Below are 24,004 nucleotides of genomic sequence, written 5' to 3'. Positions count from 1 at the left end.
ACTGGTCCAGGGATTCCGCCATTCTGTTCCCTATATCAACGCCCATCGGGGAAAAACGTTTGTCATCATGCTCGGCGGCGAAGCCATTGAGCATGAAAACTTTTCCAGCATCGTCAATGACATTGGGCTTCTTCACAGCCTCGGCATTCGCCTGGTCGTGGTTTATGGCGCGCGTCCGCAAATCGACGCCAACCTCGCCACTCATCACCATGAGCCGATGTATCACAAAAATACCCGCGTCACCGACGCCAAAACGCTGGAGCTGGTAAAGCAGGCGGCGGGAACGTTGCAACTGGATATCACCGCTCGCCTGTCGATGAGCCTGAACAATACGCCGCTACAGGGGGCGCATATCAACGTGGTCAGCGGCAACTTTATCATTGCGCAGCCGCTGGGCGTCGATGACGGCGTAGATTACTGCCACAGCGGACGTATCCGTCGCATCGATGAAGAGGCGATCCATCGTCAACTGGACAGCGGCGCCATTGTGCTGATGGGCCCCGTTGCGGTGTCTGTCACTGGCGAAAGCTTTAACCTGACTTCAGAAGAGATCGCCACGCAACTGGCGATCAAACTGAAAGCCGAAAAGATGATCGGGTTCTGTTCTTCGCAAGGGGTGACCAACGACGACGGTGATATCGTCTCCGAACTGTTCCCGAACGAGGCCCAGGCGCGCGTAGAAGCACAAGAAGAAAAAGGCGATTACAACTCGGGTACCGTACGCTTTCTGCGTGGCGCGGTGAAAGCCTGTCGCAGCGGCGTCCGTCGTTGTCACCTGATCAGTTATCAGGAAGATGGCGCACTGTTGCAGGAGCTGTTTTCGCGCGACGGTATCGGGACACAAATTGTGATGGAAAGCGCCGAGCAGATCCGCCGCGCCACCATTAACGATATCGGCGGGATCCTGGAGCTGATCCGCCCGCTGGAACAGCAGGGCATTCTGGTGCGTCGTTCACGCGAACAACTGGAAATGGAGATCGACAAGTTCACCATTATCCAGCGCGATAATATGACCATCGCCTGTGCCGCACTGTACCCCTTCCCGGAAGAAAAAATCGGCGAAATGGCCTGCGTGGCTGTCCATCCGGACTACCGCAGTTCTTCAAGGGGAGAAGTGCTACTGGAGCGGATCGCCGCCCAGGCGAAGCAGATTGGCCTGAGCAAGCTGTTCGTCCTGACGACCCGCAGCATTCACTGGTTCCAGGAACGCGGCTTCACGCCGGTGGATATCGACCTGCTGCCGGAAAGCAAGAAAGAGATGTACAACTATCAGCGGAAATCCAAAGTCCTGATGGCGGATCTGGGGTAGTGGTTATCGCATTGCCGGATAGCGACGCAAACGGCTTATCCGGCAACCTCTCATTTAAACAACGTCGACAGCCCACTACGTCGTTCGGTTCGGGTGGCAATCGCACTGCCAAGTATGCGTTCATCGGCATATAACGACAGGCGGCGACGTGCGCGGGTCACGGCGGTATACACCAGCTCCCGTGTCACCACCGGCGCGCGCTGCGTGGGTAACACCAGCGCGGCATGATCGAACTCCGAGCCCTGAGATTTGTGCACCGTCATTGCCCAGGTCGTTTCATGCTCCGGCAGGCGGCTGGGCTGCACAGACTTAATACTGCCATCCGGCATCGCAAACCAGACTCTTAATCCTTGCCCACGATCGAGCGCCACACCGATATCGCCGTTAAACAAGCCCAGCGCGCTGTCGTTACGGGCAATCATCACTGGCCGCCCTTCATACCAGCGGGAATGCGGCAGGCGATGAATTTTGCGCTTTTGCTGCATAGCCAGTTCGATACGTTCATTCAGTCCGCTCACGCCAAACGGCCCTTCGCGCAGCGCGCACAGCAGTTGGAACTCATTGAATGCCTGAATGATTAATGCAGGCTCCGCGCGCGCCTGAAGCAGTTGCAGATAGTGTCCATAACCTGCCAGTGCGTTTTCAAGCATGGCGGTGTAATCTTCACTGCTCTCCAGCGTCCGTTTATCGATATCGCTGAAGCCTTGCAGGAAAATGTCGTTTATCGCCGCCTTATCGCCACGGTTAATCGCCGCCGCCAGTTGCCCGATGCCGGAATCGCTGCCAAAACGGTAGCTCTTTTGCAGCAGACAGAGGCTGTCCCGTAGCGTGGCGGCGTCTTCGCCAGCACCTGCCGGAACGGACATCCCCGTCAGGCGAGCCAGTTGCTGTGCCCGTTCAGGGGTATAACCCGCATTCACCCAGGCACAGATATCCCCCAGCACCGCCCCCGCCTCGACCGAAGCAAGCTGATCGCGATCGCCAAGGAAAATGATACGCCCGTGCGACGGCAATGCGTCGATCAAGTGCGACATCATCGGCAGGTCGATCATTGACGCCTCATCCACCACCAGCACATCCAGATGTAGCGGGTTGCCCGCGTGATGGCGTAAACGCTGACTGCCGGGTTGCGCGCCCAGCAACCGGTGCAGCGTGCTGGCATCATCCGGGATGCGTTTCTTTTGTTCATCCGTCAGCGGCAACTGACGCAGCGCCTTGCCTAAGGACTCCGTCAAACGCGCCGCTGCTTTACCCGTCGGCGCCGCCAGGCGAATACGGCAACGCTCGCCTTCCGCCATCTGGATCAGCGCCGCCAACAGCCTGGCCACGGTGGTTGTTTTCCCCGTTCCCGGCCCGCCTGAAATCACCGAAATACGGCGGGTCAGCGCGACCGCCGCGGCGACTTTTTGCCAGTTGATTTCGTTTGTCGTCGGGAACAGCGCTTCCAGCGTTTGCGTCAGCAAGGTTTCATCCACCTCAATGGGTCGATTCACCTCGCTAAAGAAATGAGCAACGGTACGTTCGTTGCACCACATCCGGTTCAGATACAAACGGTCGCCATAAAGGACCATCGGCGATGGCCGCTCTCCATGACTGACGGCGTCGGAAGCGAGCAGGCATTCTTCCCAGTTCTCGGGTTCGCCAATGTCGCTAAGGCATGAAGTATAGAAAGGGGGATTATCCGCGTTCAGCGCCAGTTGAGAAAGCGGTAAACAGACGTGCCCTTCTCCGGCGTCCCGGCTGAGTAACGCCGCTGCCAGCGTCACGACAGGTTCATGTTCGCCGGTCACCGCCAGCGCGAATTGCACATCCAGCGGGCGTAGTTGCTTCTGCCCGACGGCCTCAAGCAATCGCTTCTGTAGCGTCATGATGCCTCCTCCAGCGCCACCCCGGCAAACATCTCGTCCATCCGGGTAATCAACTCACCCGCCGGGCGTGTGGTGTAAATCCCCTGCTGCGGCTGTTTGCTGTCCACGCCGCGCAGGAACAGATAAATCACGCCGCCAAAATGGCGCTCGTAGTCGTAATCTGCGATGCGATGGCGCAGATACCGGTGCAGCGCGAGGGTATAGAGCTGATACTGCAAATCATAGCGATGCGCCTGCATGGCCGCCGCCATCGCCTCTGGGGTGTAAGCGGCGCTGTTTTCTCCCAGCCAGTTCGATTTGTAATCCAGCAGGTAATAGCGCCCGTTGTGACGAAATACCAGATCGATAAAGCCCTTCAGCATCCCGCGAACCTGGGTGAACTCCAGTGGCGGACAGCCCGCCGAGAGCGGGTCAAACTGGCGGATCAGCGCATCTAGGTTTTCCGCAATAAGCGGTTGGCTAATGGGCAAATAAAACTCCATCTCGACCTGTTTTTCACGCGCAGAAAGCTGGCTCAGACTGACGCCTGTCTCATTGAGTGGCGCATGGAGAATCGCCGTCACCCACGCGGTGATGACCGGTTCCCAGTCGGCATCGTAGCCACCAAGCTCCAGTTTTTCCTGCACCCAGGCAGCCTCAACCGGCTGGGTAAAATCGAGATCTTCAAACAGGCTGTGTAAAAATGTTCCTGGCGACGCGCCGCGTGGAAACTGGTGCGGCGTCAGTTCCGGCTCCTCAACCACTTCACCCACGCCTGTCGCATCAATATCCAGTCGCGGCATCAGATCCTGTGCGATGCCGTGACCACGCTGTTGCAGGCCGGAATAGCTGGTCACCCGCCAGTTGTCGCCCGGCGTTCGTTGCACCCGTCGGGCATTCAGAGACGCCTCGCTCGCAACGGTGCCAGGCAACGGCTCCATACTGACCGCGTCCGGGATACGACAGACGATGTTCTCATCGCAAACTGCGTCTATCGCCGCGCGTAGCCCGGCGGCATCCATCGGTTCGCCTTTTTGCAGCAGACGCCCCAGCGCGCTCTGATGCACATCGGTATCGCCCTTTTTATCGCCCCGACGACGAACCAGAGGTGCGACGCCCAGACTGCAGTGCCAGACTGAACGCGTCAGCGCCACGTACAGTAAACGCAAATCTTCCGCCAGCCTTTCGGCTTCCGCCAGCGCCACGCTTTCGTCCGCCTCGCTCAGATCCAGAACTGCTTCAAACGAGTTGCGGTCGTGATAAAACGCCTGATCCTGAACGCGGAAATTCGTGATAAACGGCAGCCAGACCAGCGGATACTCCAGCCCTTTTGACTTGTGGATGGTGACGATCTGCACCAGATGGCTGTCGCTTTCCAGACGCATTTGCTGGCTGGAAGCATTGCTGTCAGGCTCAAGAATATGCTGCGAGAGCCAGCGCACCAGCGCATGCTCGCTTTCCAGTTGCGAAGCGGCCTCTTGCAATAGCTCACTGATGTGCAAAATATCGGTCAGGCGACGCTCACCTCCCGCCGTTGCCAGCAGGTTCTCCGCAATCTGTCGCGCTGACATCAGCGCACGCAGCATCGGCATCACGCCACGTTTTTGCCAGATTTGACGGTAGCCGACAAACTCGTCAACCACTCGATCCCAGGCGTTTTCATTGCCATTGAGCATGTCAATGTCGCGTGCGTTCAACCCCATCATTGAGGCCGCCAGCGCGCTGCGTAGCGTATTTTCTTTTTCCGGCGCCATCACCGCCTGTAATAGCCAGAGCATCTCCTGCGCTTCCAGCGTTTCAAACACGCTGTCGCGGTTGGAAAGATAGACGGACGGAATCGCCAGTTGTGTCAGGGCATCGCGTACCAGCGCCGCTTCCTGGCGGCTACGCACCAGCACGCTGATATCCGCCGCGCTCACCGGACGCGCGTCGTGACCGCTGATAAGCATCGCCTCTCCGCACAACCCGGCCTTCAGCCAGTCGCGGATCTGCGCAGCACACACCTGCGCCATATAGCTTTGATAATCGCCTATTCCGCAGCTTTCTCCTTCCATCAACCACATCGTCATTGCGGGCTGAGTTTCGCCGTAAAATTCAAAACGCAGAGACTGGTTTTTTTCGGCGTATTTCACCGGCTGGAACGGGATCTCGCGGAACATGAAGGCGTCATCCATCAGGCCGAACAGCCTGTTGACGCTGTTCACCATGCCTGGCGCGGAACGCCAGTTGGTGTCGAGGGTATAGTGCGCGCTGACCTCACTGCGGGCCTTCATATAGGTAAAAATATCCGCGCCGCGAAACGCATAAATCGCCTGTTTCGGGTCGCCAATCAGTAGCAGCGCGGTGTCTGGCTGATGCTGCCAGATGCGGCGGAAAATACGGTATTGCTGCGGATCGGTATCCTGGAACTCATCGATCATTGCTACCGGGAAGCGGGTACGGATCGCCGCCGCCAGCGCATCGCCGCTTTCACTGCGCAGCGCGCTATCCAGTCGGCTGAGCATATCGTCAAACCCCAGTTCACCCCGGTGGCGTTTTTCTTTCGCCACCGTTTCACGGATCTCCACCAGCGCGCGGGTGATCATCAGATCTCTGAGCGTCAGCGGTTCCGCCAGTAATTCATCAATCGCGACAAACAGCGGATGCTGCGGCACAACGCCGCCTTCTTTGGTTCTGTCCTCAAGGAAACGCTGAGAGAATTTCTCCAGTGCCTCTGGCAACTGGTAGCTTTGCGTTGCTGACTGCGCCCAGGCGCTGATCTTCTCGATCCATTTGCCCTGGTTGCCACGGTTAAATTTTCGCCGGTCGATACCTGAGGCTTCCATCAATCCCTCAAGTTCACCGACCGCGTCACACCACTGTTGCTTAAGCGCATTGATTCGCTGCACGATCTGTTGGTGACGGGATGCCAGCGTTTCGTCATCTGGCGGCGGCGCTTTAATGACCGGCGCTTCCCCTTGCAGGTAACGGTTAATATCCGCCAGCAGCGCCTGCGGCCCTTTCCACGTTTCAAACACCACCTGGGCAATTTCACGCGGCAGGGGGTAACAGTGACGGCGCCAGAAATCCGCACAGGCCTGGTAGCGCAGCAGCGATTCATCCTCGATCAACTGTTGTTCAAATAACATGCCGGATTCGAAGGCATTCAGACTCAGCATGCGCTGACAAAAACCGTGGATGGTGAATACCGCCGCCTCATCCATCTGTCTTTCGGCGAGCAGCAGCCACTGCGCCGCCTGCTTTTTATCGTCGATTTCATCCAGCAGACGGGCATAAAGGGGGTTGTCAGTCGATTCGCGCAGGCAGGCGATACGCAGCTCATGAATATTACTGCGGATACGCCCGCGTAACTCCTCGGTGGCTGCCTCAGTAAAGGTTACCACCAGCAGTTCTTCAACGGTCAGGGGACGGGGAAAGGCGGAAGACCCGCCGAGCCTGAGGAGCAGGCGCAGATAGAGCGCCGCGATAGTAAAGGTTTTGCCGGTGCCCGCAGAGGCTTCAATCAGGCGCTCGCCCGTGAGGGGCAAGCGCAGGGGATCAAGGGACTCGGCGACATCATTCATTTTGTTCTCTCACCAGAGGCAAAGTTTGCTGCAACGCGCTGACGTTGTCCCACACTTTCCAGCCTTCCGGGTGCACATAGTGCGGCTTCCCGTTTTGACCGCCGGAAATCTGCGACAGTACCGCCATGCCTTGCGGCTCGACCACCGCCTGATGGAAGAAATCAGCAAGCTTTTGCGGCGTCAGCTGTTTTATCTGAGCCACAATTTTATCACGTGAATCGAAGCGCATATTGCCGCGATCGAAATCTTTGCTTAATTTCGACGCTTCTTCACCCAGCGTTTGCGGTGCCTGCAACATCTGCGCGACGATCGCCTGTTTAATCTGGGCGAACTCTTCCGGTTTCATTGCCCGCAGTTTTGCTTCCGCCGTGGGGAAAAACGCCTTGTAGCGTTCCCAGAGATACGGCGGCTGTTTATCGCTGCTTTGCAGCAGGAAACCCATTCCCCACTGGCGTCCGACGCTCATCGGGAAGGCAAACACCGCATACCCTAACTGCTCTTCCGTTCGCAGTTGATTGTAGAACCACGGCTGGACAATCTGGCCCAGCATGGCGCTGTAGGCCGAGCTGGCATACTCGTCATAACCGGCAGGGACAAAGACTGCCGCCAGCGCGGAGTCGGTACTGCTGCCCGCTTTTTCAAAAATGACAGACTGCTTCTTATCCACCAGCACATCTTTGTTGCGACACCATTCGGAACCGTTCGCCCCCAGCTGTTTCTGGATATCCCGCGCCATCGTCGTGACCTGCGCTTCGCTCATGTTGCCAACCGCCAGAAACTCCGGACGAGCGCCTGTTTTCAATGCTTCACGGTAGGCCATCACCTCTTTCAGGGTGATCGACGGCAGCAGTACACGCCGTTCGTCACGGGAAAAATAAGGCACCTGAGAGATCATCTGCACCGGCATAATCGCCTGCTCGTAGGCTTTCCCCTTTTCGGCAGAATCCATCATCTGGCTATACCAGGATTTCGCCTGCTCAAGCTGCTCTTCAGTTGCGGTATAGCTGAAATAACCTGCAAGCAATGCCTGGAAAAGTTGCGGCAGACGCTGCGTATAGCCGTCAGCATTGAGCATTAAGCCATTGTTGGCGTTGGTTGAGAAACCGATGCCGCCCACCGCCGCCTGGTTACTTAACTGATCGAGCGCAATTCCCGCCAGATAATCGTTCAGCGCAAACATGACCTGGTTTCTGGCGCTGTCCATCGCCTGCGGATTACGCAGAATGACGCTCACGTCCGCTTTCGGTTCGCTGGCGAAATACTGGCTCGGGGTGTATACCACGCGCAAATTAGGCTCATCGACAATCAGCGCCGGACGGTCGTTTTTCTTTTCCGGCTTGATCAGCGTGAAATCGTCAGGAATGTAAGGGTTCAGTTCCGGCAGAGACAGAGCTATCTCCTGCGCTTTCTTCTGCCAGTCGCTGAACGTCTGCTCGCTGATTTTATTGACCTGATAAGGAGCATCAACAAAGTAAGCGGTCTTGTTGTGCGGTTCTTTTGGGCTGATGTACCAGACTCGCGCATTTTGCGGCGTCATCATCTCCAGACGCGCCTGAATGGCTTTCGCATCGTATTGATCAGCAATGTTCACTGCGTCCAGAGTATGCGCCACCGGCACGCGGATCATGGTATCCGCCAGCCATTCGACGTAATCCATATCACGGGTGATCGACGGGTAACGGAAGTCCAGATCAAGCACATGCGACAGCTCGTCAAAGTAGCGTTTATCGACGCCCTTTTCGCGTAACAAATTGAGATAGCTGAAAATAGCCGCAACCACTTCTTCGCGGTTCGCCAGCCCTTTGTCGGTCAGGGTAGCGGAAATGGCTAACACACCGCTGTTGCCGTTGACTACCGGATCGGAGTCCGCGCGAATACCTTCCACCAGCCCTTGTTTTTGCAGCCAGTCAGAAAGCGTACCCGGGCTACGGTTACCGATCAGATAGGTGATCAGTTCATCGGTTTTACTGCGAAACTGCGCACTGTTGTTGTCGATTCGGAACTCAACGCGCAGCACTTTACGCGGCAGCGCAGGAACGTAATGGATGATAACGCCCTTCTGCGCATCAGTGACGACCGGAACGGTAATTTCCGGCTTTTCGATATTCTTGTTGGGCACTCGCCCAAAGGTCTCTGCAGCAATCTTTGCCAGTTCCGGCAACGGCTTATTGCTGTAGATAACCGCTTTCATCAGATTGGCGGAGTAATACTTGCTGTGAAAATCGCGCAACGCCTGTTGCACCGGATTACCCGGTTTGTCGCTTAAGGTTTCCAGGTTACCGCCGGAAAAACGTGAACCGGGGTGAGCCGGGTTGATGGTTTCCGCGCTCACCTGCGCCATTCGCATCCCGTCACGGGTACGCGCCATCGTCAGCTCAGCGTTTACTGCATTGCGCTCACGCTCGGCATATTTTTTATCCAGTAACGGTTCAGCAATGGCATCAGCCAGGCGGTCAACGGCGCCAGTAAGCGCGTCGTTTTCCACTTCCAGATAGAACGCCGTGCGGTACGGCGCAGTGCTGGCATTGTGGCTGCCGCCATGCAATTTGAGGTATTCCGCAAGGCTATCGGCCTGTGGGTACTTTTTCGATCCCATCAGACACATGTGTTCAAGATAATGTGCCAGTCCCTGATGCGCATCAGGATCTTCCAGAGACCCCACGGGCACCACCAGCGCAGAAAGCGATTTCACCGCCTGCGGGTCGGATACCAGTAATACCACCAAACCATTATCGAGACGGACGGCCTGATACTGGCGGGTATCTTTGTCGCTTTTACGGATGGTTTCCGCAATGGGTTGCCAACCGGTATCTGCCTGACTTAAAGGCGCCCAAAAGGCGACCAACAACAGTAACGCTTTGAACCAGGTGCTGCGGGGCATTCAAGAACCTCATCATTAACTTTCTTTCTGCGCAAAGACACATTGGATGCTTCTCTGAGCAGGGCAACGCATCATAAAGGAAGCATCAAAATTGCGCAATTTTTATACAATCATCACGACTGATTAAATCTGAAAAGCGGAAGCAGGTAACGTTGTGACTGCAAAATAATGGCCTCAAAGGTTTCAGAGTCCAGTTGTCGCCACAGGCGCTGATACCAGATATCCTCGCCTTCGCCACGCACAACCATGTTGCCTTCGTAAGCCTGCATAAACTTCACGCGGGCTTTTTGACGCGTATCATCGTCATCTAACATGGCATCATTTGCCGCGTCATAACAGGTTTTTATCCACGCGCCGCCGCTTTCCGGGAGCACCAGCAGCGGTGTGGACATCCCTTCGCGATATCCGTCAATCAGTTGCGCCAGATACCCCAATGCCTGCTCTTGCTCCAGCGGTGGGAAGCGCCACTCTCCGTCTTTTCGCAAAAACAGCCGGCTTTCACCTTTTCCTCCGCAGGCACAATAGACAAGGTGTTCGAGCCAAAGTTGCACGCCTTGTGAAATGCTGATTAACGAAGGCCGCCAGCGCAACAGACCATCTTCTTGCACCTGCGGCAGCCAGCCCGTCAACTGTACGCCATTGCAGTGCAGATCAACCTCCAGGCTTTGGCTCGGCTGACGACAAGCCACGATCCTGTCCGCCAGCGTCTGCATTTCCTGATGCTGAGCTTCCCACAGGATATCGCCATAGGCCCCATACGGCAGATCCCCCGCCGCACGGAAGCGACGGAACAGACGTTCGGCATCATCCTGTTCAACCAGCGTATTCAGTAACTGCTGGTTGAGCTGATAACGGGTCAGCCCTTCCAGGGTAAACGGTTCGGTGTCCGGGATCTCACGCTCTTCGGAACGGAAATTAACCTGCAGACGCTGCTGGAAAAACGCCCGCACCGGATGCGCCCAGAAGCGCTGCAGCGTTTCCAGACTCAGCGTCTCTGGCATATCAAAGGCTAACGGCTGCACAAAATCGCTATGGGCTTCTCCACGACGGCTTGCCGCCGGTAGCCATTCGCTGGCGTAGCTCTGCTGTTCACCGGGCAGGAAGTTTTGCGCATCGAACGGCATACGGGTATGCAGGCGGGCGATATGCGCTTTCACCCGTTTCTCGCTCTCATCGCTGGTTAACGCGTCGTCACCCGGCAGGTAGTGGCTTTGTCCGATGTAATCGAGCAGTTCCTGCACCAGCACGGAAGGAAACCGTTCGCTGTTATCCTGGATCGAGCGCCCGATATAGCTGATGTAAAGCGACTGCTGGGCAGAAATTAAGGCTTCAAGGAACAGATAGCGGTCATCATCACGACGACTGCGATCCCCACGCATTGGTTTCTGGCTCATGAGATCAAAACCGAGCGGTGCAAGCTGGCGCGGATAAACACCGTCGTTCATTCCCAGCAGACAGACCACTTTGAAAGGAATGGAGCGCATCGGCATCAGCGTACAGATGTTTACCGGCCCGGCTAAAAAGCGCTGACTAATTCGCTCCTGATCCAACCGCTTCGCCAGTTCATCGCGCAACAGGGATAGCGGAACCGCATCTCCATACTTAGCCTCTATACCTTCGGCGATGATCGCCTGCCACTGCTGCTCGATAAGGGTCATGGCCGCCTCGGTTTCAGCGTCAGGCAGGAAGAAATCGTTGAGCATCTCGCGACACACTGGCAGCCACTCTTCCAGTGGACGTTCCTGTGCCAGGCCACGACGCCAGAGATTAAGCTGCATCAGTAACGACGCCAGATGCCCTACCAGTTCGGCGATGAGTCCACAGGACTCATCGTAAGGCAGAACGGACTGCCACTCACCCTGCGCACTTTCCATGGCATAGCCCAGCAGCATGCGCGTCAGGCCAAACTGCCACGTATGCTGTCCCGTTGTCGGAAGTTCCAGTTCGCGCACGTTGTCGTCATCAATGCCCCAGCGAATGCCCGATTCATTGACCCACAACCGCAAGTAACGCAATCCTTCTTCGCTGATATTGAAGCGTGCCGCCAGCACCGGGACATCCAGCAGCGCCAGCACATCCTCAGAAACAAAACGGCTGTCAGGCAGAGACAGCAGGCTGATGAAGGCCTGCAACACCGGATGTGACTGACGCGCCCGACGATCGGAAATCGCATAAGGTAGATAACGCTCCGCAGGGGCGCTGCCAAAGACGGCCTGAATAAACGGGCTATAGCTGTCGATATCCGCCACCATCACGATGATGTCTCGCGGGGTGAGCGTTGGGTCCGCCTCCAGCATTGCCAGCAGACGATCGTGGAGGACTTCGACTTCACGCTGGGGGCTATGACAGACATGGAAGGTGACGCTGGTGTCGTTTGGATCAAGGCGTCGCTTATTGTCACTGCGGGAATACTCTTCCAGACTCACGCCCGCCACTGCGCGGTTTTCCAGCTCAAGGATATCGGCCTGGATGTTATGCAGCAGGTTATCCGGCGCAATGTCGACAAACGCATCCAGCTCCTGGCTGTTTTCCAGTTCGGAGAGCAGATAAATATAGTCGCGCCCCAGTTTCCCCCACGAGGCCAACATCGGGTTACCGACATCCTGTTCGCCATTGCCGTTAAACAAACTTTCGGCATTCGCATTGTCACGAAACAGCGGTAAATGACGGTCTTCAAAACTGTGTCGCCGCTGACGTGCCAGCAGTTTTGCCAGATACGCCGGATCTTTAATATCGCCCCAGTAGTAGCGGCAGGGATTGGTGAAGAGCAGATGAATCTCGATATGTTTACCGAGCGCCTGCAGTGCCTGTAGGTATACCGGTGGCAACGCAGAGATCCCACAGATAAACACACGAGAAGGAAGTCCTGGTGGGCAGCGTTCAGCCTTTTCGAGCGTCTGGATAAACCGTTGATAGAGATTGGCACGATGCCAGCGCGGTTGTCCCAGCGCATCGGTATATTCCACCAACGCTTTCCATAGCGGCGCCTGCCAGCTTTGCGCCTCTCCTAACCCGTCGACCATTCGCCCCGCTTCCCACTGGGTTAGCCATTCCGGTCGGTACACCAGATACTGATCGAAAAGATCCGCCGCGCGCGACGACAACTGAAACAACTTACGTTTATCCGTATCGTCCGTCAGATAGTGGCGTAGTAACGCGAAATCATCATGATCCAGCAGTTGCGGGAGCAGCGTCATCAACTTCCAGCTCATGCTTTGTTTGCTGAAAGCGCTCTCTTTGGGGATCTCCGGCAGTACGCGGACGAACATTTCCCAGATAAAACTTGCCGGGAGTGGGAATTCTATGTTGGCGGCGATACCAAATTTCTGCGAAAGGGTCATCTGTAGCCACTGCGCCATCCCGGTACTCTGTACCAGAATCATTTCCGGCTCAAAAGGATCGTCCAGCCGCTCGCGCTCGACGATGAACTCCATCAATGCTTCCAGCACATCCAGACGATTTGAGTGGTAGACCCTTAACATAGAGACTCCTGGCAACTAACGGTTTGGGCAGTGCAGGCGCGTCATTTTCCCCTGCCTGCCCTGAGGTGAAGATAGCGTAACGCTGATGCTGACACATCCCACCTGCATTGTCTGCATCCGGTTAACCTGCCAGTTAACAGGTGGCGAAAACGAACGCAGTTGCGTCTGCTGCCAGCCCTGACGCCAGAGTTGCAGGTACTGGCTCCTGATGAAAAAACCGTTCATTAGCGCGCGCTGGTATCCGGAAAGCGCCGTCACCACCATCACCATAAGAACCATTGCCAGTATCACCTCTGGCAGGCTAAATCCGCACTGGCGGCTCAGGGGAGCTGGCATAGCGCGACCTCCCGTAGCGGACAGAAATCGCTCCAGCCATGAAGAGAAAAGACGACGTTTTCCTCCTGTTGCTCGCCTTCTCGCCATAGGGAGGTTCCCTGATAGCTGGCAATAAGCAAAGCGCGACTGTTGGCGAGTCTGCGCAGGCAGACGGGGACATTGGCATCCCCGTAGTACCGACACGGTTTATCCGAGCTTATCGACCATGGCTGCATCCTGCCCCACTCCATGGCTGACTGTACGACAGCCTGGCGTTGCAGAGCCTGACTTTCTATCGTCACCCGTGAAGCAAAACTGCTCTGCTGCTGGTTAACGCCCTGCAACAGTAAGCTGCCGAGGACCAACAGCAGCAGAACTAGCGCCAGAGAGGAGACGCCCCGTTCGTGGTTCATAAATTAAACCCGGTAACGCTGTAGCGTGCATCGACCACGGTTTGCGGATCCCTCCGGCTAATGCCGCGCAGATGTATGGTCAATTCGGGTGCAAAGCCCGCGATATCCTGAGGCACAACCTCAAATGCCATAATGTGTACGACGTCAGGATCGGTCATTTTATCCCATCCTTTTCCACTGCACGTTTTCGCGCCGCGCTGCGTCTCCAGCACGTTATCATTCAGGCGAAACCCGGTTTGTTCAGCTTCCTTTACCGGCTCGCTTTCCCAGACGCCATTCGCGTTGGCGTCCCACTGAACGATGACACACTGTCCCGCGTTGGTAATGTTTACTCCATCACCACTACAGCTACCGTGGCAATATCCTGCGCGTTGGAGGTGTTTCGCAATGGTGTACACCCGCTGCCACATGTCATCCTCCAGCGCGAGTCTGCGGGTCTGCTGCAAAATATCGCGCTGTAATGCCGGTAAAAAACGGGCGGCTCCCAGCAACAGTACGCTGCTGATCGCCATTGCAATCAGCACCTCAAGCAGAGAGAAACCGCGTTCACTCACCGACAACCCTGGGTATCGTCGCGCTCGCACAAGCGGATGCGTCCCCACGGTGAAACCACTACCCGCCATTCGCCTGTCGCATTTTTCAGACGGATATTCCCCGGCCACGCGGTATTGCGCTGACCATAAAACGTCAGTGAAGCCGTAATCCCGACGAGCTCGACATCGTGCCAGAGCGGCACAAAAACGAGCGCCGAGCGCGGCGTACAGGTATTTCGTGAGGCTGTCGAACTGACAAGACACCATGACGCGTCCTCCCTGATGGCGGTAATGATGTGATCGCGGTTATGCCAGTTGGCATCTTCCCGTAGCTGCAGCAAGAAATCGCGCAACTGACAGGCGGTCTGCCAGAGATGTTGCTGTTGCTGCCACTGCTGCCAACCATAGAGTCCTGTTGCACTCAGGCTGATAATAATAAGCATCGCGACCAGCGTTTCGATGAGCGTATAGCCCTGCTGTGTATTCATGACGGCAGTATGACGCGTCGGGAGGTTAACACGAGGCGAGAATTCAGGTTTTTCGGCGCGTTACGAAAGAAATTTACTCTGTTACAGCAGGTTGCATCATTTCAGGAACCTGCGCCGAAAACCAAAATTTGGGTAAAAAAAACCGACGCGCAAAGGCGTCGGTTATGACAGGATAAAGCCGTCAGATAGCAACCGGCGCTTTTATCCCCGGATGCGGGTCGTAACCCTCGATTTCAAAATCTTCGAAGCGATAGTCGAAGAGGGAATCAGGTTTACGTTTAATCACCAGTTTCGGCAGTGCGCGCGGTTCGCGAGTCAGTTGCAGATGCGTCTGCTCCATGTGGTTGCTGTACAGATGCGTGTCACCACCGGTCCAGACGAAATCGCCGACCTCCAGATCGCACTGCTGCGCCATCATATGCACCAACAACGCATAGCTGGCGATGTTAAACGGCAGGCCAAGGAACACGTCGCAGGAGCGCTGATACAGCTGGCAAGAGAGTTTGCCGTCCGCGACATAGAACTGGAAGAACGCGTGGCATGGCGCCAGCGCCATTTTGTCCAGTTCGCCGACGTTCCACGCCGAAACGATAATACGGCGCGAATCGGGATCATTTTTCAACTGGTTCAGCACCGTCATGATCTGATCAATGTGGCGACCGTCCGGCGTTGGCCAGGCGCGCCACTGTTTGCCATACACCGGGCCCAGGTTGCCGTTTTCATCCGCCCATTCGTCCCAGATGGTGACGTTATTGTCGTGCAGATAGGCCACGTTGGTGTCACCTTGCAGGAACCACAGCAGCTCGTGGATGATGGAGCGCAAGTGGCAACGTTTTGTCGTCACCAGCGGGAATCCTTCCTGCAGGTTAAAACGCATCTGATGACCAAAAATGGAAAGCGTTCCGGTTCCGGTACGGTCGTTTTTCTGTGTGCCTTCATCCAGCACTTTTTGCATCAGTTCTAAATACTGTTTCATGGTTCCTCAGGAAACGTGTTGCTGTGGGCGACGGCGATAGGCCCAAACCATCATGATCACACCAGCGACAATCATCGGAATCGAGAGGATCTGTCCCATGCTGATGTACTGTACCCATTCACCGGTGAACTGCTGATCCGGCTGACGGAAGAATTCAACAATGATACGAAACGCGCCGTAGCCAATCAAAAACAACCCGGAGACTGACCCCATCGGACGCGGTTTACGAATAAACAGGTTAAGAATGATAAACAGCACTACGCCTTCCAGCGCCATCTCATAGAGCTGAGACGCATGGCGCGGTAGAGAGCCGTAGGTATCAAAAATAGATTGCCATTGCGGGTTGGTTTGCAACAGCAGAATGTCTTCAGTGCGCGACCCGGGAAACAGCATGGCGTAAGAGAAATTTGGGTCGACACGGCCCCACAGTTCGCCATTGATAAAGTTGCCCAGACGCCCGGCCCCCAGCCCAAACGGGATCAGCGGCGCAATAAAATCAGAAACCTGGAAGAAACTGCGCTTCGTGCGTTTGGCGAAAATGATCATCACCAGAATCACGCCAATCAGACCACCGTGGAAGGACATACCTCCGTCCCAGACGCGGAACAGGTACAGCGGATTATCCAGGAACAGCGGGAAGTTATAGAACAGCACATAGCCAATACGCCCCCCGAGGAAGACCCCGAGGAAGCCTGCATAAAGTAAGTTTTCGACTTCATTTTTGGTCCAGCCACTGCCCGGACGGTTGGCTCGGCGCGTCGCCAGCCACATCGCGAAAATAAAGCCGACCAGATACATTAAGCCGTACCAGTGAAGTGCGACGGGCCCAATTGAGAAAATGACCGGATCGAATTCCGGAAAATGCAGATAGCTACTGGTCATCTGTCACCACAAGTTCTTGTTATTTCGCTGAAAAAATTCAGCAAGCGATATGCACACCCACTACTTACAGGCGCTCCAAAGGAGCGAATGATAGCATACGAGGTTCTGTGAGGCTGTCGGGAAGATGTAAAAGATCTGTATAGCGCTTTTACAACCCCCCGCGAATCAGGCCGCCCATGCCACGACGCTCCATAAACGCTGCCACCTGATGGCGCACTTCCGTTGCCAGTTGTGCCTCAAGGCTGCGTTGGGCAAGGATTTTTGCCTCTTCGTAATCAATGCGACGCAGCAGGTATTTTACGCGCGCCACAGAGCGACCGTTCATTGAAAGATGGCGAAAACCCAGTCCAATCAGGATGGTGACGCACATCGGATCGCCCGCCATTTCGCCACATACGCGCAGGTCGATATCGCTACGCTCAGCTTCCTGCGCAATCATCGACAGCGCGCGTAGCATTCCTGGATGCAAACTGTCATAAATGCTGGCAACGCGCGTATTGTTGCGATCCACCGCCAGCACGTACTGGGTCAGATCGTTAGTCCCGACGGAGACAAAATCGATACGACTCGCCAGATTCGGCAGCATAAAGACCATCGACGGTACTTCCAGCATGATGCCGATACGCGGTTTCGGGATCGCGTACCCAATCATCTCTTCCACTTCGCGGCCCGCACGTTCAATCAGGCGGCGCGCTTCATCCACCTCATCGATACTGGTTACCATCGGCAGCAGAATACTCAGATTGCCCGTCGCCGCATTGGCGCGCAGCATCGCCCGCACCTGGACAAGGAAGATTTCCGGCTGATCGAGCGTAATGCGGATGCCTCGCCAGCCCAGGCAGGGATTCTCCTCGCTGATTGGCATGTACGGCAGCTGTTTGTCCGCGCCAACGTCCAGCGTTCGTAACGTCACCGGCTTGTCATTAAACATCTGCAACATGCCCTGGTACTGCGCCACCTGCTCTTCTTCCGAAGGGAAACCGCTTTGCAGCATGAAGGGAATTTCGGTGCGATACAGGCCAATGCCGTCGATACGACTGCCCAGCTTTTCTTCATGTTCCGGGCTGAGTCCCGCGTTCAGCATAACTTTGATCCGCTCACCGCTTTTCAGCTGTGCGGGTAAATTGACGTCATCTTCCGCCAGTCGGCTGAGCTCGTTCTCTTCGCTGATAAGCCGCTGATATTCCTGGATCAATACCGGTTCAGGATCGACCAGCAGCTCACCGCGGTAGCCATCCACCACCAACGTACGCCGGTGCAGCACCGATGGCTGAATATCGGCGCCCATCACGGTGGGAATCCCCATGGCACGGACCATGATCGCGGCATGGGAGTTGGCCGCCCCGTCGCGGACAACAACGCCCGCCAGCCGGTCCTGCGGCAGTTCCGCCAGCGTGGTGGCCGAGAGTTCATCAGCCACCAGCACGAAGCGTTCTGGCCAGGCATTTGGCCCTTGTATGGAATCATCGAGATGGAACAGCAGGCGTTGGCCCAGCGCACGCAGGTCGCCTGCACGTTCTTTGAGATAGTTGTCGCTCAGCGCGGCAAACTGTTCGGCAAACTTTTCGATGATCGTTTTGACCGCCCATTCGGCCACAGACCCTTTATCCACTTCGGCAAACAGCTCGCGTCGCAGGCGGGCATCGGAAAGCAGGTGCGAATAGAGATCGAATATCGCGGCGGTCTCTTTCTGCGCCCCAGCGGCAAACCGCTTGCTGTAACGGCGAAACTCATTTGCCGCCTCTTCCAGCGCACCGGTCAGGCGCTCACGCTCCAGAGCGGGATCCAGCGTCGAGGCCTGATACACCTGCTCCATCAGCGGTAGCGTCGCATCCTGCCAGCCTTCGGCAATCGCCACGCCCGGCGCCGCCGGTAGCGCACGAATTCGCGTCTGGCGATACTGGCCGAACAGGGCGGTAAGCTGAGATTGTGACAGAATCGCTGCCATCTGCGTGGCAAGTGTCACCAGGAAAGATTCTTCGCTTTCATCGTACTGGCGCAGTTCGCGCTGCTGTACAACGAGGACGCCCAGCAGTTGACGACGCTGAATGATCGGCACCCCGAGGAAGGCACGGAAGCGTTCTTCTTTTACCGAGGGGATGTATTTAAAACTGGGGTGTTTTTGCGCATCAGCGAGGTTGATAGGTTCCGCCAGCCTGCCAACCAGGCCGACGATACCTTCATCAAATGCGAGTGCGACAGTACGACCGCGCGGTTTTTTAAGCCCCCGCGTGGCCATGAGGTAATAACAACGCCGATCATGATCGGCCAGATAAACCGAGCAGACCTCTGTATCCATCGCAAGACAGATGTCAGTAACCAGAATATTCAGCGCTTCATTAAGACGCGGAGCACTGGCCACCTTTTCGACTATTTCGCGCAGGCGGGTGAGCATAATTTGCGTGGCTTAACCTCTTTTACGTCGATAAGCAGGTGTATTTTGCGGTTTTGGCGTCGCTTCCTGAAGCGCCATCACAACACTTGCGAACTCTTTCATCACCCTGCGGTAGACATCGCGTTTAAATGAAACCACTTGCCGGACCGGATACCAGTAACTTACCCAACGCCAGCCGTCAAACTCAGGAGTGCTGCTGGTTTGCATATTGATTTCCGCGTCCCCGCTCATCAACTGCAAAAGAAACCACTTTTGTTTCTGGCCGATACACACCGGCTTTGTATCCCAACGCACCAAACGTTTCGGTAACTTGTAACGCAACCAGTTGCGAGTAGAGGCAAGGATTCGCACATCTTTACGGCTTAACCCTACTTCTTCAAACAGTTCCCGGTACATCGCCTGTTCTGCTGATTCTCCTGGATTTATCCCACCCTGTGGGAACTGCCAGGAGTGCTGACCAAACCGCCGGGCCCACATCACTTGCCCCTGACGATTACAAATTACGATACCTACATTTGGGCGGTAGCCATCGTCATCAATCACCGGACTACCTCAACATAAACCTTATATGAGAATGATTGTTTCACACTCCTGACAGACGGTAAACCACTGAGTTACGGCGGTGTGCATCTAATAACAATTGAATAACTCACAGTTAAAGACAAAGTTATAAACAGACACTCACCCATTCGGGCGATTTTATTCACCTTTTCTGTGGATAGAGTTGTGAAGAAGTACGGAATTACTCCGGGAAAACCCGGAACAGTCTGAATAAACGGACAAGAGGGTGAAAAAAATATTTTCTTTTATTCATGAGGTTACTGGCTCGCTTTAGCGATAACCAGGCAAAAAGGTGATAGCCATCACACTGACGATCCTCAGGCTGATGAAAGATCGAACAGCGCCGACTTTATCCACAGATTGTGCCAATAAGTTAAACACAAATTGTGTGAAAATTCGATTTTTGTCGCACGTCAAGGCTGTAAATGGAAACAGTAGTCGGGGTTTTTCACAGTTATCCCATCTTTCTGTGGATAACATGGTGTAAGATCCTGTTTAAATTCAGTGACCAGAAATGGAAAACCCATTCTTATGTTGCGCAACACGTGACGTCAGAAACTAAAAACCAATATAAATCATGACATTGAATATGACATGTGGAAAACGATAAACTTCTTTCTCACGGTATAAAATCCTTGTTCATTTTTTCACCTAAGGTGTAACGCCATGTCCGGACTCCATCCTTTACGCTTTCCACCGAAATCTGAAGCCCTTCTGCTCCAGCAAGCGCAGCAGCTTTCGGGCTATTCGCTGGGCGAACTGGCGGCGATGGCAGGTATTGTTGCACCGAAAGATCTCAAGCGGGACAAAGGCTGGATCGGCGTATTACTGGAACTCTGGTTGGGGGCCAGCGCCGGAAGTAAGCCTGAACAGGATTTCGCCGCATTAGGCGTCGAATTGAAAACCATTCCTGTGGATAGCCTCGGCCGGCCGCTTGAAACCACCTTTGTCTGCGTTGCACCGCTGACCGGAAACAGCGGCGTGACGTGGGAAACCAGTCACGTACGACACAAACTGAAGCGGGTACTGTGGATCCCGGTAGAAGGCGAACGCAGCATTCCCCTCGCGCAGCGTCGGGTGGGATCGCCAGTACTGTGGAGCCCTGATGAAGAAGAAGACCGTCAGTTACGGCTCGACTGGGAAGAATTAATGGACATGATTGTGCTCGGTCAGGTTGAACGTATCACTGCCCGCCATGGCGAATTTTTACAACTACGACCGAAGGCGGCAAACGCCAAAGCGCTCACCGAGGCGATCGGCGCCCAGGGCGAGCCAATACTGACGTTGCCGCGTGGTTTTTACCTGAAAAAGAACTTCACGCGCGCCCTGCTGGAACGCCACTTTTTGTTACAGCAGCGTTAGACTTTCGCCTTGTGTCCGGGAAGCATATAATTAGCGTTTCTTTTTTTGGCAGGACTTTGTTCAATGTTATTTGCATGGATAACCGATCCTAACGCCTGGCTTGCGCTCGGTACGCTGACGCTGCTGGAGATCGTGCTTGGGATCGATAATATTATTTTCCTCTCACTGGTGGTTGCAAAACTCCCGACTGCGCAACGCGCGCACGCCCGTCGTCTCGGTCTCGCAGCGGCGATGATCATGCGACTGGCGCTGCTGGCCTCCATCGCCTGGGTGACCCGGCTGACCAATCCGCTGTTCGAGGTGTTTGGTGAAGCCATTTCCGCCCGCGACCTGATCCTTCTGCTCGGCGGATTGTTCCTGATCTGGAAAGCGAGTAAGGAGATCCACGAATCCATTGAAGGTGAAGAAGAAGGGGTGAACATGCGCGTCAGCTCCTTTCTGGGGGCCATCGTGCAGATCATGCTGCTCGACATCATCTTCAGTCTGGACTCGGTGATCACGGCGGTTGGCTTGTCCGATCATCTGTTCATCATGATGGCGGCGGTGGTAATTGCCGTTGGCGTAATGATGTTTGCGGCGCGTCCTATAGGCGAGTTTGTCGACAGGCACCCGTCCGTGAAGATGCTGGCGCTGTCGTTTCTGATACTGGTGGGCTTCACCCTGATCCTGGAAAGCTTCGACGTTCACGTGCCGAAGGGTTATATCTATTTCGCCATGTTCTTCTCGATTGCGGTTGAGAGCCTGAACTTGTTGCGAAACAAAAAGAACCCGCTGTAATTGTCCTTTTCGCTCCCTGCGGGGAGCGAACCTCTCCCCTTTTCTCCTCTCAGATTAAGATTTTCCTGCTTTTCCTGCCCACAACTTCAGGTTATTACTAGACTGTTATCAGACGCAGGCCACGTGAGGATAAATGGATGAAAAAATGGGCAGTGATAATTTCCGCAGTAGGACTGGCTTTTGCTGTTTCCGGTTGTAGCAGCGATTATGTCATGGCGACCAAAGATGGTCGGATGATCCTGACCGACGGGAAACCCGAAATTGATGACGATACCGGTCTGGTGAGCTACCACGACCAGCAGGGCAACGCCATGCAAATTAACCGCGACGACGTTTCTCAAATCATTGAACGTTGAAGATTGAGGTCAGCCGCGCTGCTGGCCTTAACAATTTTTCTTCCCTTTTTCCCTTCCCTCAGCCATTTTTATAATCCTTATGTCGTGATTATAAAAAGGAAACGGCTATGCAATATCACCGTATACCCCACAGCTCGCTTGAAGTCAGTACACTGGGGCTGGGCACAATGACGTTTGGTGAACAAAATAGCGAAGCCGACGCACATGCACAGCTCAACTATGCCGTCGCCAACGGCATTAACCTGATCGACGTGGCCGAAATGTACCCGGTCCCGCCACGCCCGGAAACCCAGGGGCTTACCGAAACTTACGTCGGAAACTGGCTGGCCAAATATGGCAATAGAGAAAAGCTGATTGTCGCCTCCAAAGTGAGCGGCCCGTCGCGCAATAATGACAACAGTATTCGCCCGAATCAGGCACTGGATCGTAAAAACATTCGTGAAGCGCTGCACGACAGCCTGAAACGTCTGCAAACCGATTATCTGGACCTTTACCAGGTTCACTGGCCGCAGCGCCCCACCAACTGTTTTGGCAAACTCGGCTATAGCTGGAGCGACGCCGCCCCGGTGGTGTCGCTACTGGATACGCTGGATGCGCTGGCCGAGTTCCAGCGGGCGGGCAAAATCCGCTACATTGGCGTCTCGAATGAAACGGCCTTTGGCGTGATGCGTTATCTACATCTGGCGGATAAGCATGATCTGCCGCGCATTGTCACCATCCAGAACCCTTACAGCCTGGTCAACCGCAGCTTTGAAGTGGGGCTGGCGGAAGTGAGCCAGTATGAAGGCGTCGAACTGCTGGCCTATTCCTGCCTGGGATTTGGCACGCTGACCGGTAAATACCTGAATGGCGCGAAACCTGCCGGTGCGCGCAATACACTGTTTAGCCGCTTTACCCGCTACAGCGGCGAGCAGACGCAAAAAGCCGTGGCGGCGTATGTCGATATCGCCAGACGGCATAACCTTGATCCGGCGCAGATGGCGCTGGCGTTCGTTCGTCGTCAACCGTTTGTTGCCAGTACACTGCTGGGCGCCACCACCATGGAACAGCTGAAAACCAACGTCGAGAGTCTGCATCTCGAATTAAGCGAAGAGGTGTTGGCAGAGATTGAAGCGGTGCATCAGGTTTACACCTATCCTGCACCGTAACAGAAGCGCGCCGGAGGAATTCCGGCGCGTTGATTATGCCTGGCGGCGCTGCCAGATCCACAGCGCCGCTATCGCCAGCGCAAACAGACCGCCAAAACCGATACCCACGGCGACAACCGGAATTCCTACCCACACCGCCAGCGAGTAGAGCCCCAGCATCAACAGCATCGCGCTGTTCTCACCGAGGTTCTGTACCGCGATCGCATTACCCGCCCCGACGCTCTTTTTACCGCGCTCCTGCAACAACGCATTCAGCGGCACGACAAAGAAACCGCCCAGCACACCGATCAGCATCAGTAGCGCATAGGCAGGCAACAGCGCGTGTTGCAGAGAAAAAATAAGCACCACGACGCCAATCAGGATCCCTGCTGGCATACAACGCACCACGGTATCCAGCGTGACCAGTCTGGCAGCAGCTCCGGCCCCGGCCACAATACCGATCGCGACCATCGCGTTCAGGTAGGTTGGCGTGGCGTTATCGGTAATGCCTAACGCCACCGGTACCCACAGGACCAGCAGAAAACGCAGCGTGACTCCCGCCCCCCAGAACAGACTGGTGCCCACCAGCGAAAAACGCGTTTCGCCGTTGCGCCACAGTGAAACGCAGGCACAAAAGAAACTGCGTGTCATTTTCATCAGATGCCAGGACTGCCCAGGACGAGCAGCAGCCAGCTTGGGAATAGACAGGTTCGCCACTACCGCACCGGCGTAGGCCA

Annotated in this window: 18 protein-coding genes; 5 read left to right on the top strand and 13 right to left on the bottom strand. The window is 55.3% G+C overall.

The window, feature by feature from the left end; translation table 11 throughout:
• Position 1: 1 nt before the first annotated feature.
• Entirely contained in the window at positions 2-1,309 is a 1,308-nt protein-coding gene (gene argA, locus AB7E14_RS04585) for an amino-acid N-acetyltransferase (RefSeq protein WP_428169351.1), read from the top strand.
• A 50-nt stretch (positions 1,310-1,359) separates the two neighbouring features.
• Here the strand turns inward: argA and recD are convergent, their stop codons facing one another.
• The 12 genes from recD to rppH form a co-directional block, all read right to left on the bottom strand.
• On the bottom strand, positions 1,360-3,177 hold the full coding sequence (gene recD / locus AB7E14_RS04580) for an exodeoxyribonuclease V subunit alpha (protein WP_316962034.1): 1,818 nt from the start codon (positions 3,175-3,177) through the stop codon (positions 1,360-1,362).
• On the bottom strand, positions 3,174-6,719 hold the full coding sequence (gene recB, locus AB7E14_RS04575; RefSeq protein ID WP_428169350.1) for an exodeoxyribonuclease V subunit beta: 3,546 nt from the start codon (positions 6,717-6,719) through the stop codon (positions 3,174-3,176). The genes recD and recB overlap by 4 nt, the downstream gene beginning before the upstream one ends.
• Positions 6,712-9,600 carry a pitrilysin gene (ptrA, locus tag AB7E14_RS04570; RefSeq protein ID WP_316962036.1) on the bottom strand — a complete coding sequence of 963 codons (2,889 nt, stop codon included), beginning with the start codon at positions 9,598-9,600 and terminating at the stop codon, positions 6,712-6,714. The genes recB and ptrA overlap by 8 nt, the downstream gene beginning before the upstream one ends.
• A 113-nt stretch (positions 9,601-9,713) precedes the next feature.
• Positions 9,714-13,082, bottom strand: coding sequence for an exodeoxyribonuclease V subunit gamma (gene recC, locus AB7E14_RS04565; RefSeq protein ID WP_316962037.1), 3,369 nt, complete (start codon positions 13,080-13,082; stop codon positions 9,714-9,716).
• A 15-nt stretch (positions 13,083-13,097) separates the two neighbouring features.
• Positions 13,098-13,418, bottom strand: a complete 321-nt coding sequence (locus AB7E14_RS04560) for a prepilin-type N-terminal cleavage/methylation domain-containing protein (RefSeq protein ID WP_428169349.1) — start codon at positions 13,416-13,418, stop codon at positions 13,098-13,100.
• Positions 13,403-13,810: a DUF2509 family protein gene (locus AB7E14_RS04555; RefSeq protein ID WP_109739440.1), complete on the bottom strand. Its 408-nt coding sequence runs from the start codon at positions 13,808-13,810 to the stop codon at positions 13,403-13,405. The genes AB7E14_RS04560 and AB7E14_RS04555 overlap by 16 nt, the downstream gene beginning before the upstream one ends.
• On the bottom strand, positions 13,807-14,370 hold the full coding sequence (locus AB7E14_RS04550) for a prepilin peptidase-dependent protein (RefSeq protein WP_316962159.1): 564 nt from the start codon (positions 14,368-14,370) through the stop codon (positions 13,807-13,809). Before AB7E14_RS04550 ends, AB7E14_RS04555 begins: the two co-directional genes overlap by 4 nt.
• Positions 14,361-14,831: a prepilin peptidase-dependent protein gene (locus tag AB7E14_RS04545; protein WP_044254186.1), complete on the bottom strand. Its 471-nt coding sequence runs from the start codon at positions 14,829-14,831 to the stop codon at positions 14,361-14,363. Before AB7E14_RS04545 ends, AB7E14_RS04550 begins: the two co-directional genes overlap by 10 nt.
• 181 nt (positions 14,832-15,012) lie before the next feature.
• Entirely contained in the window at positions 15,013-15,807 is a 795-nt protein-coding gene (gene thyA, locus AB7E14_RS04540; protein WP_316962038.1) for a thymidylate synthase, read from the bottom strand.
• Positions 15,808-15,813: 6 nt separating this feature from the next.
• The gene (lgt, locus tag AB7E14_RS04535) at positions 15,814-16,689 is read right to left on the bottom strand and encodes a prolipoprotein diacylglyceryl transferase (protein WP_042322421.1); all 876 of its coding nucleotides are present in this window, start codon (positions 16,687-16,689) and stop codon (positions 15,814-15,816) included.
• Positions 16,690-16,837: 148 nt separating this feature from the next.
• Entirely contained in the window at positions 16,838-19,084 is a 2,247-nt protein-coding gene (gene ptsP, locus AB7E14_RS04530) for a phosphoenolpyruvate--protein phosphotransferase (protein ID WP_044254183.1), read from the bottom strand.
• 12 nt (positions 19,085-19,096) lie between these two features.
• Positions 19,097-19,627, bottom strand: coding sequence for an RNA pyrophosphohydrolase (rppH, locus tag AB7E14_RS04525; protein ID WP_042999471.1), 531 nt, complete (start codon positions 19,625-19,627; stop codon positions 19,097-19,099).
• Positions 19,628-20,311: 684 nt separating this feature from the next.
• On the opposite strand from rppH, the gene mutH reads away from it, so the two are divergent.
• The 4 genes from mutH to AB7E14_RS04505 all read left to right on the top strand — a co-directional run bounded on the left by mutH (position 20,312) and on the right by AB7E14_RS04505 (position 23,288).
• Complete coding sequence (mutH, locus tag AB7E14_RS04520) at positions 20,312-21,007, top strand: DNA mismatch repair endonuclease MutH (protein ID WP_042999469.1); 696 nt, start codon at positions 20,312-20,314, stop codon at positions 21,005-21,007.
• A 63-nt stretch (positions 21,008-21,070) separates the two neighbouring features.
• Positions 21,071-21,784, top strand: a complete 714-nt coding sequence (locus AB7E14_RS04515) for a TerC family protein (RefSeq protein ID WP_042999468.1) — start codon at positions 21,071-21,073, stop codon at positions 21,782-21,784.
• Between the two features lie 137 nt (positions 21,785-21,921).
• Positions 21,922-22,140 carry a lipoprotein YgdR gene (ygdR, locus tag AB7E14_RS04510; protein ID WP_000758655.1) on the top strand — a complete coding sequence of 73 codons (219 nt, stop codon included), beginning with the start codon at positions 21,922-21,924 and terminating at the stop codon, positions 22,138-22,140.
• A 107-nt stretch (positions 22,141-22,247) separates the two neighbouring features.
• Positions 22,248-23,288 carry an NADP(H)-dependent aldo-keto reductase gene (locus AB7E14_RS04505; protein WP_042999467.1) on the top strand — a complete coding sequence of 347 codons (1,041 nt, stop codon included), beginning with the start codon at positions 22,248-22,250 and terminating at the stop codon, positions 23,286-23,288.
• Between the two features lie 33 nt (positions 23,289-23,321).
• Here AB7E14_RS04505 and lplT read toward each other — a convergent pair.
• A partial coding sequence (gene lplT, locus AB7E14_RS04500; protein WP_428169348.1) for a lysophospholipid transporter LplT occupies positions 23,322-24,004 on the bottom strand: 683 nt, incomplete at its 5' end.

It is taken from the genome of Citrobacter sp. (assembly GCF_050252275.1).
Lineage (GTDB): Bacteria > Pseudomonadota > Gammaproteobacteria > Enterobacterales > Enterobacteriaceae > Citrobacter_A > Citrobacter_A amalonaticus.
Note: the sequence above shows the minus strand (reverse complement) of the source record. Positions and strands in the feature narration are given on the sequence as shown.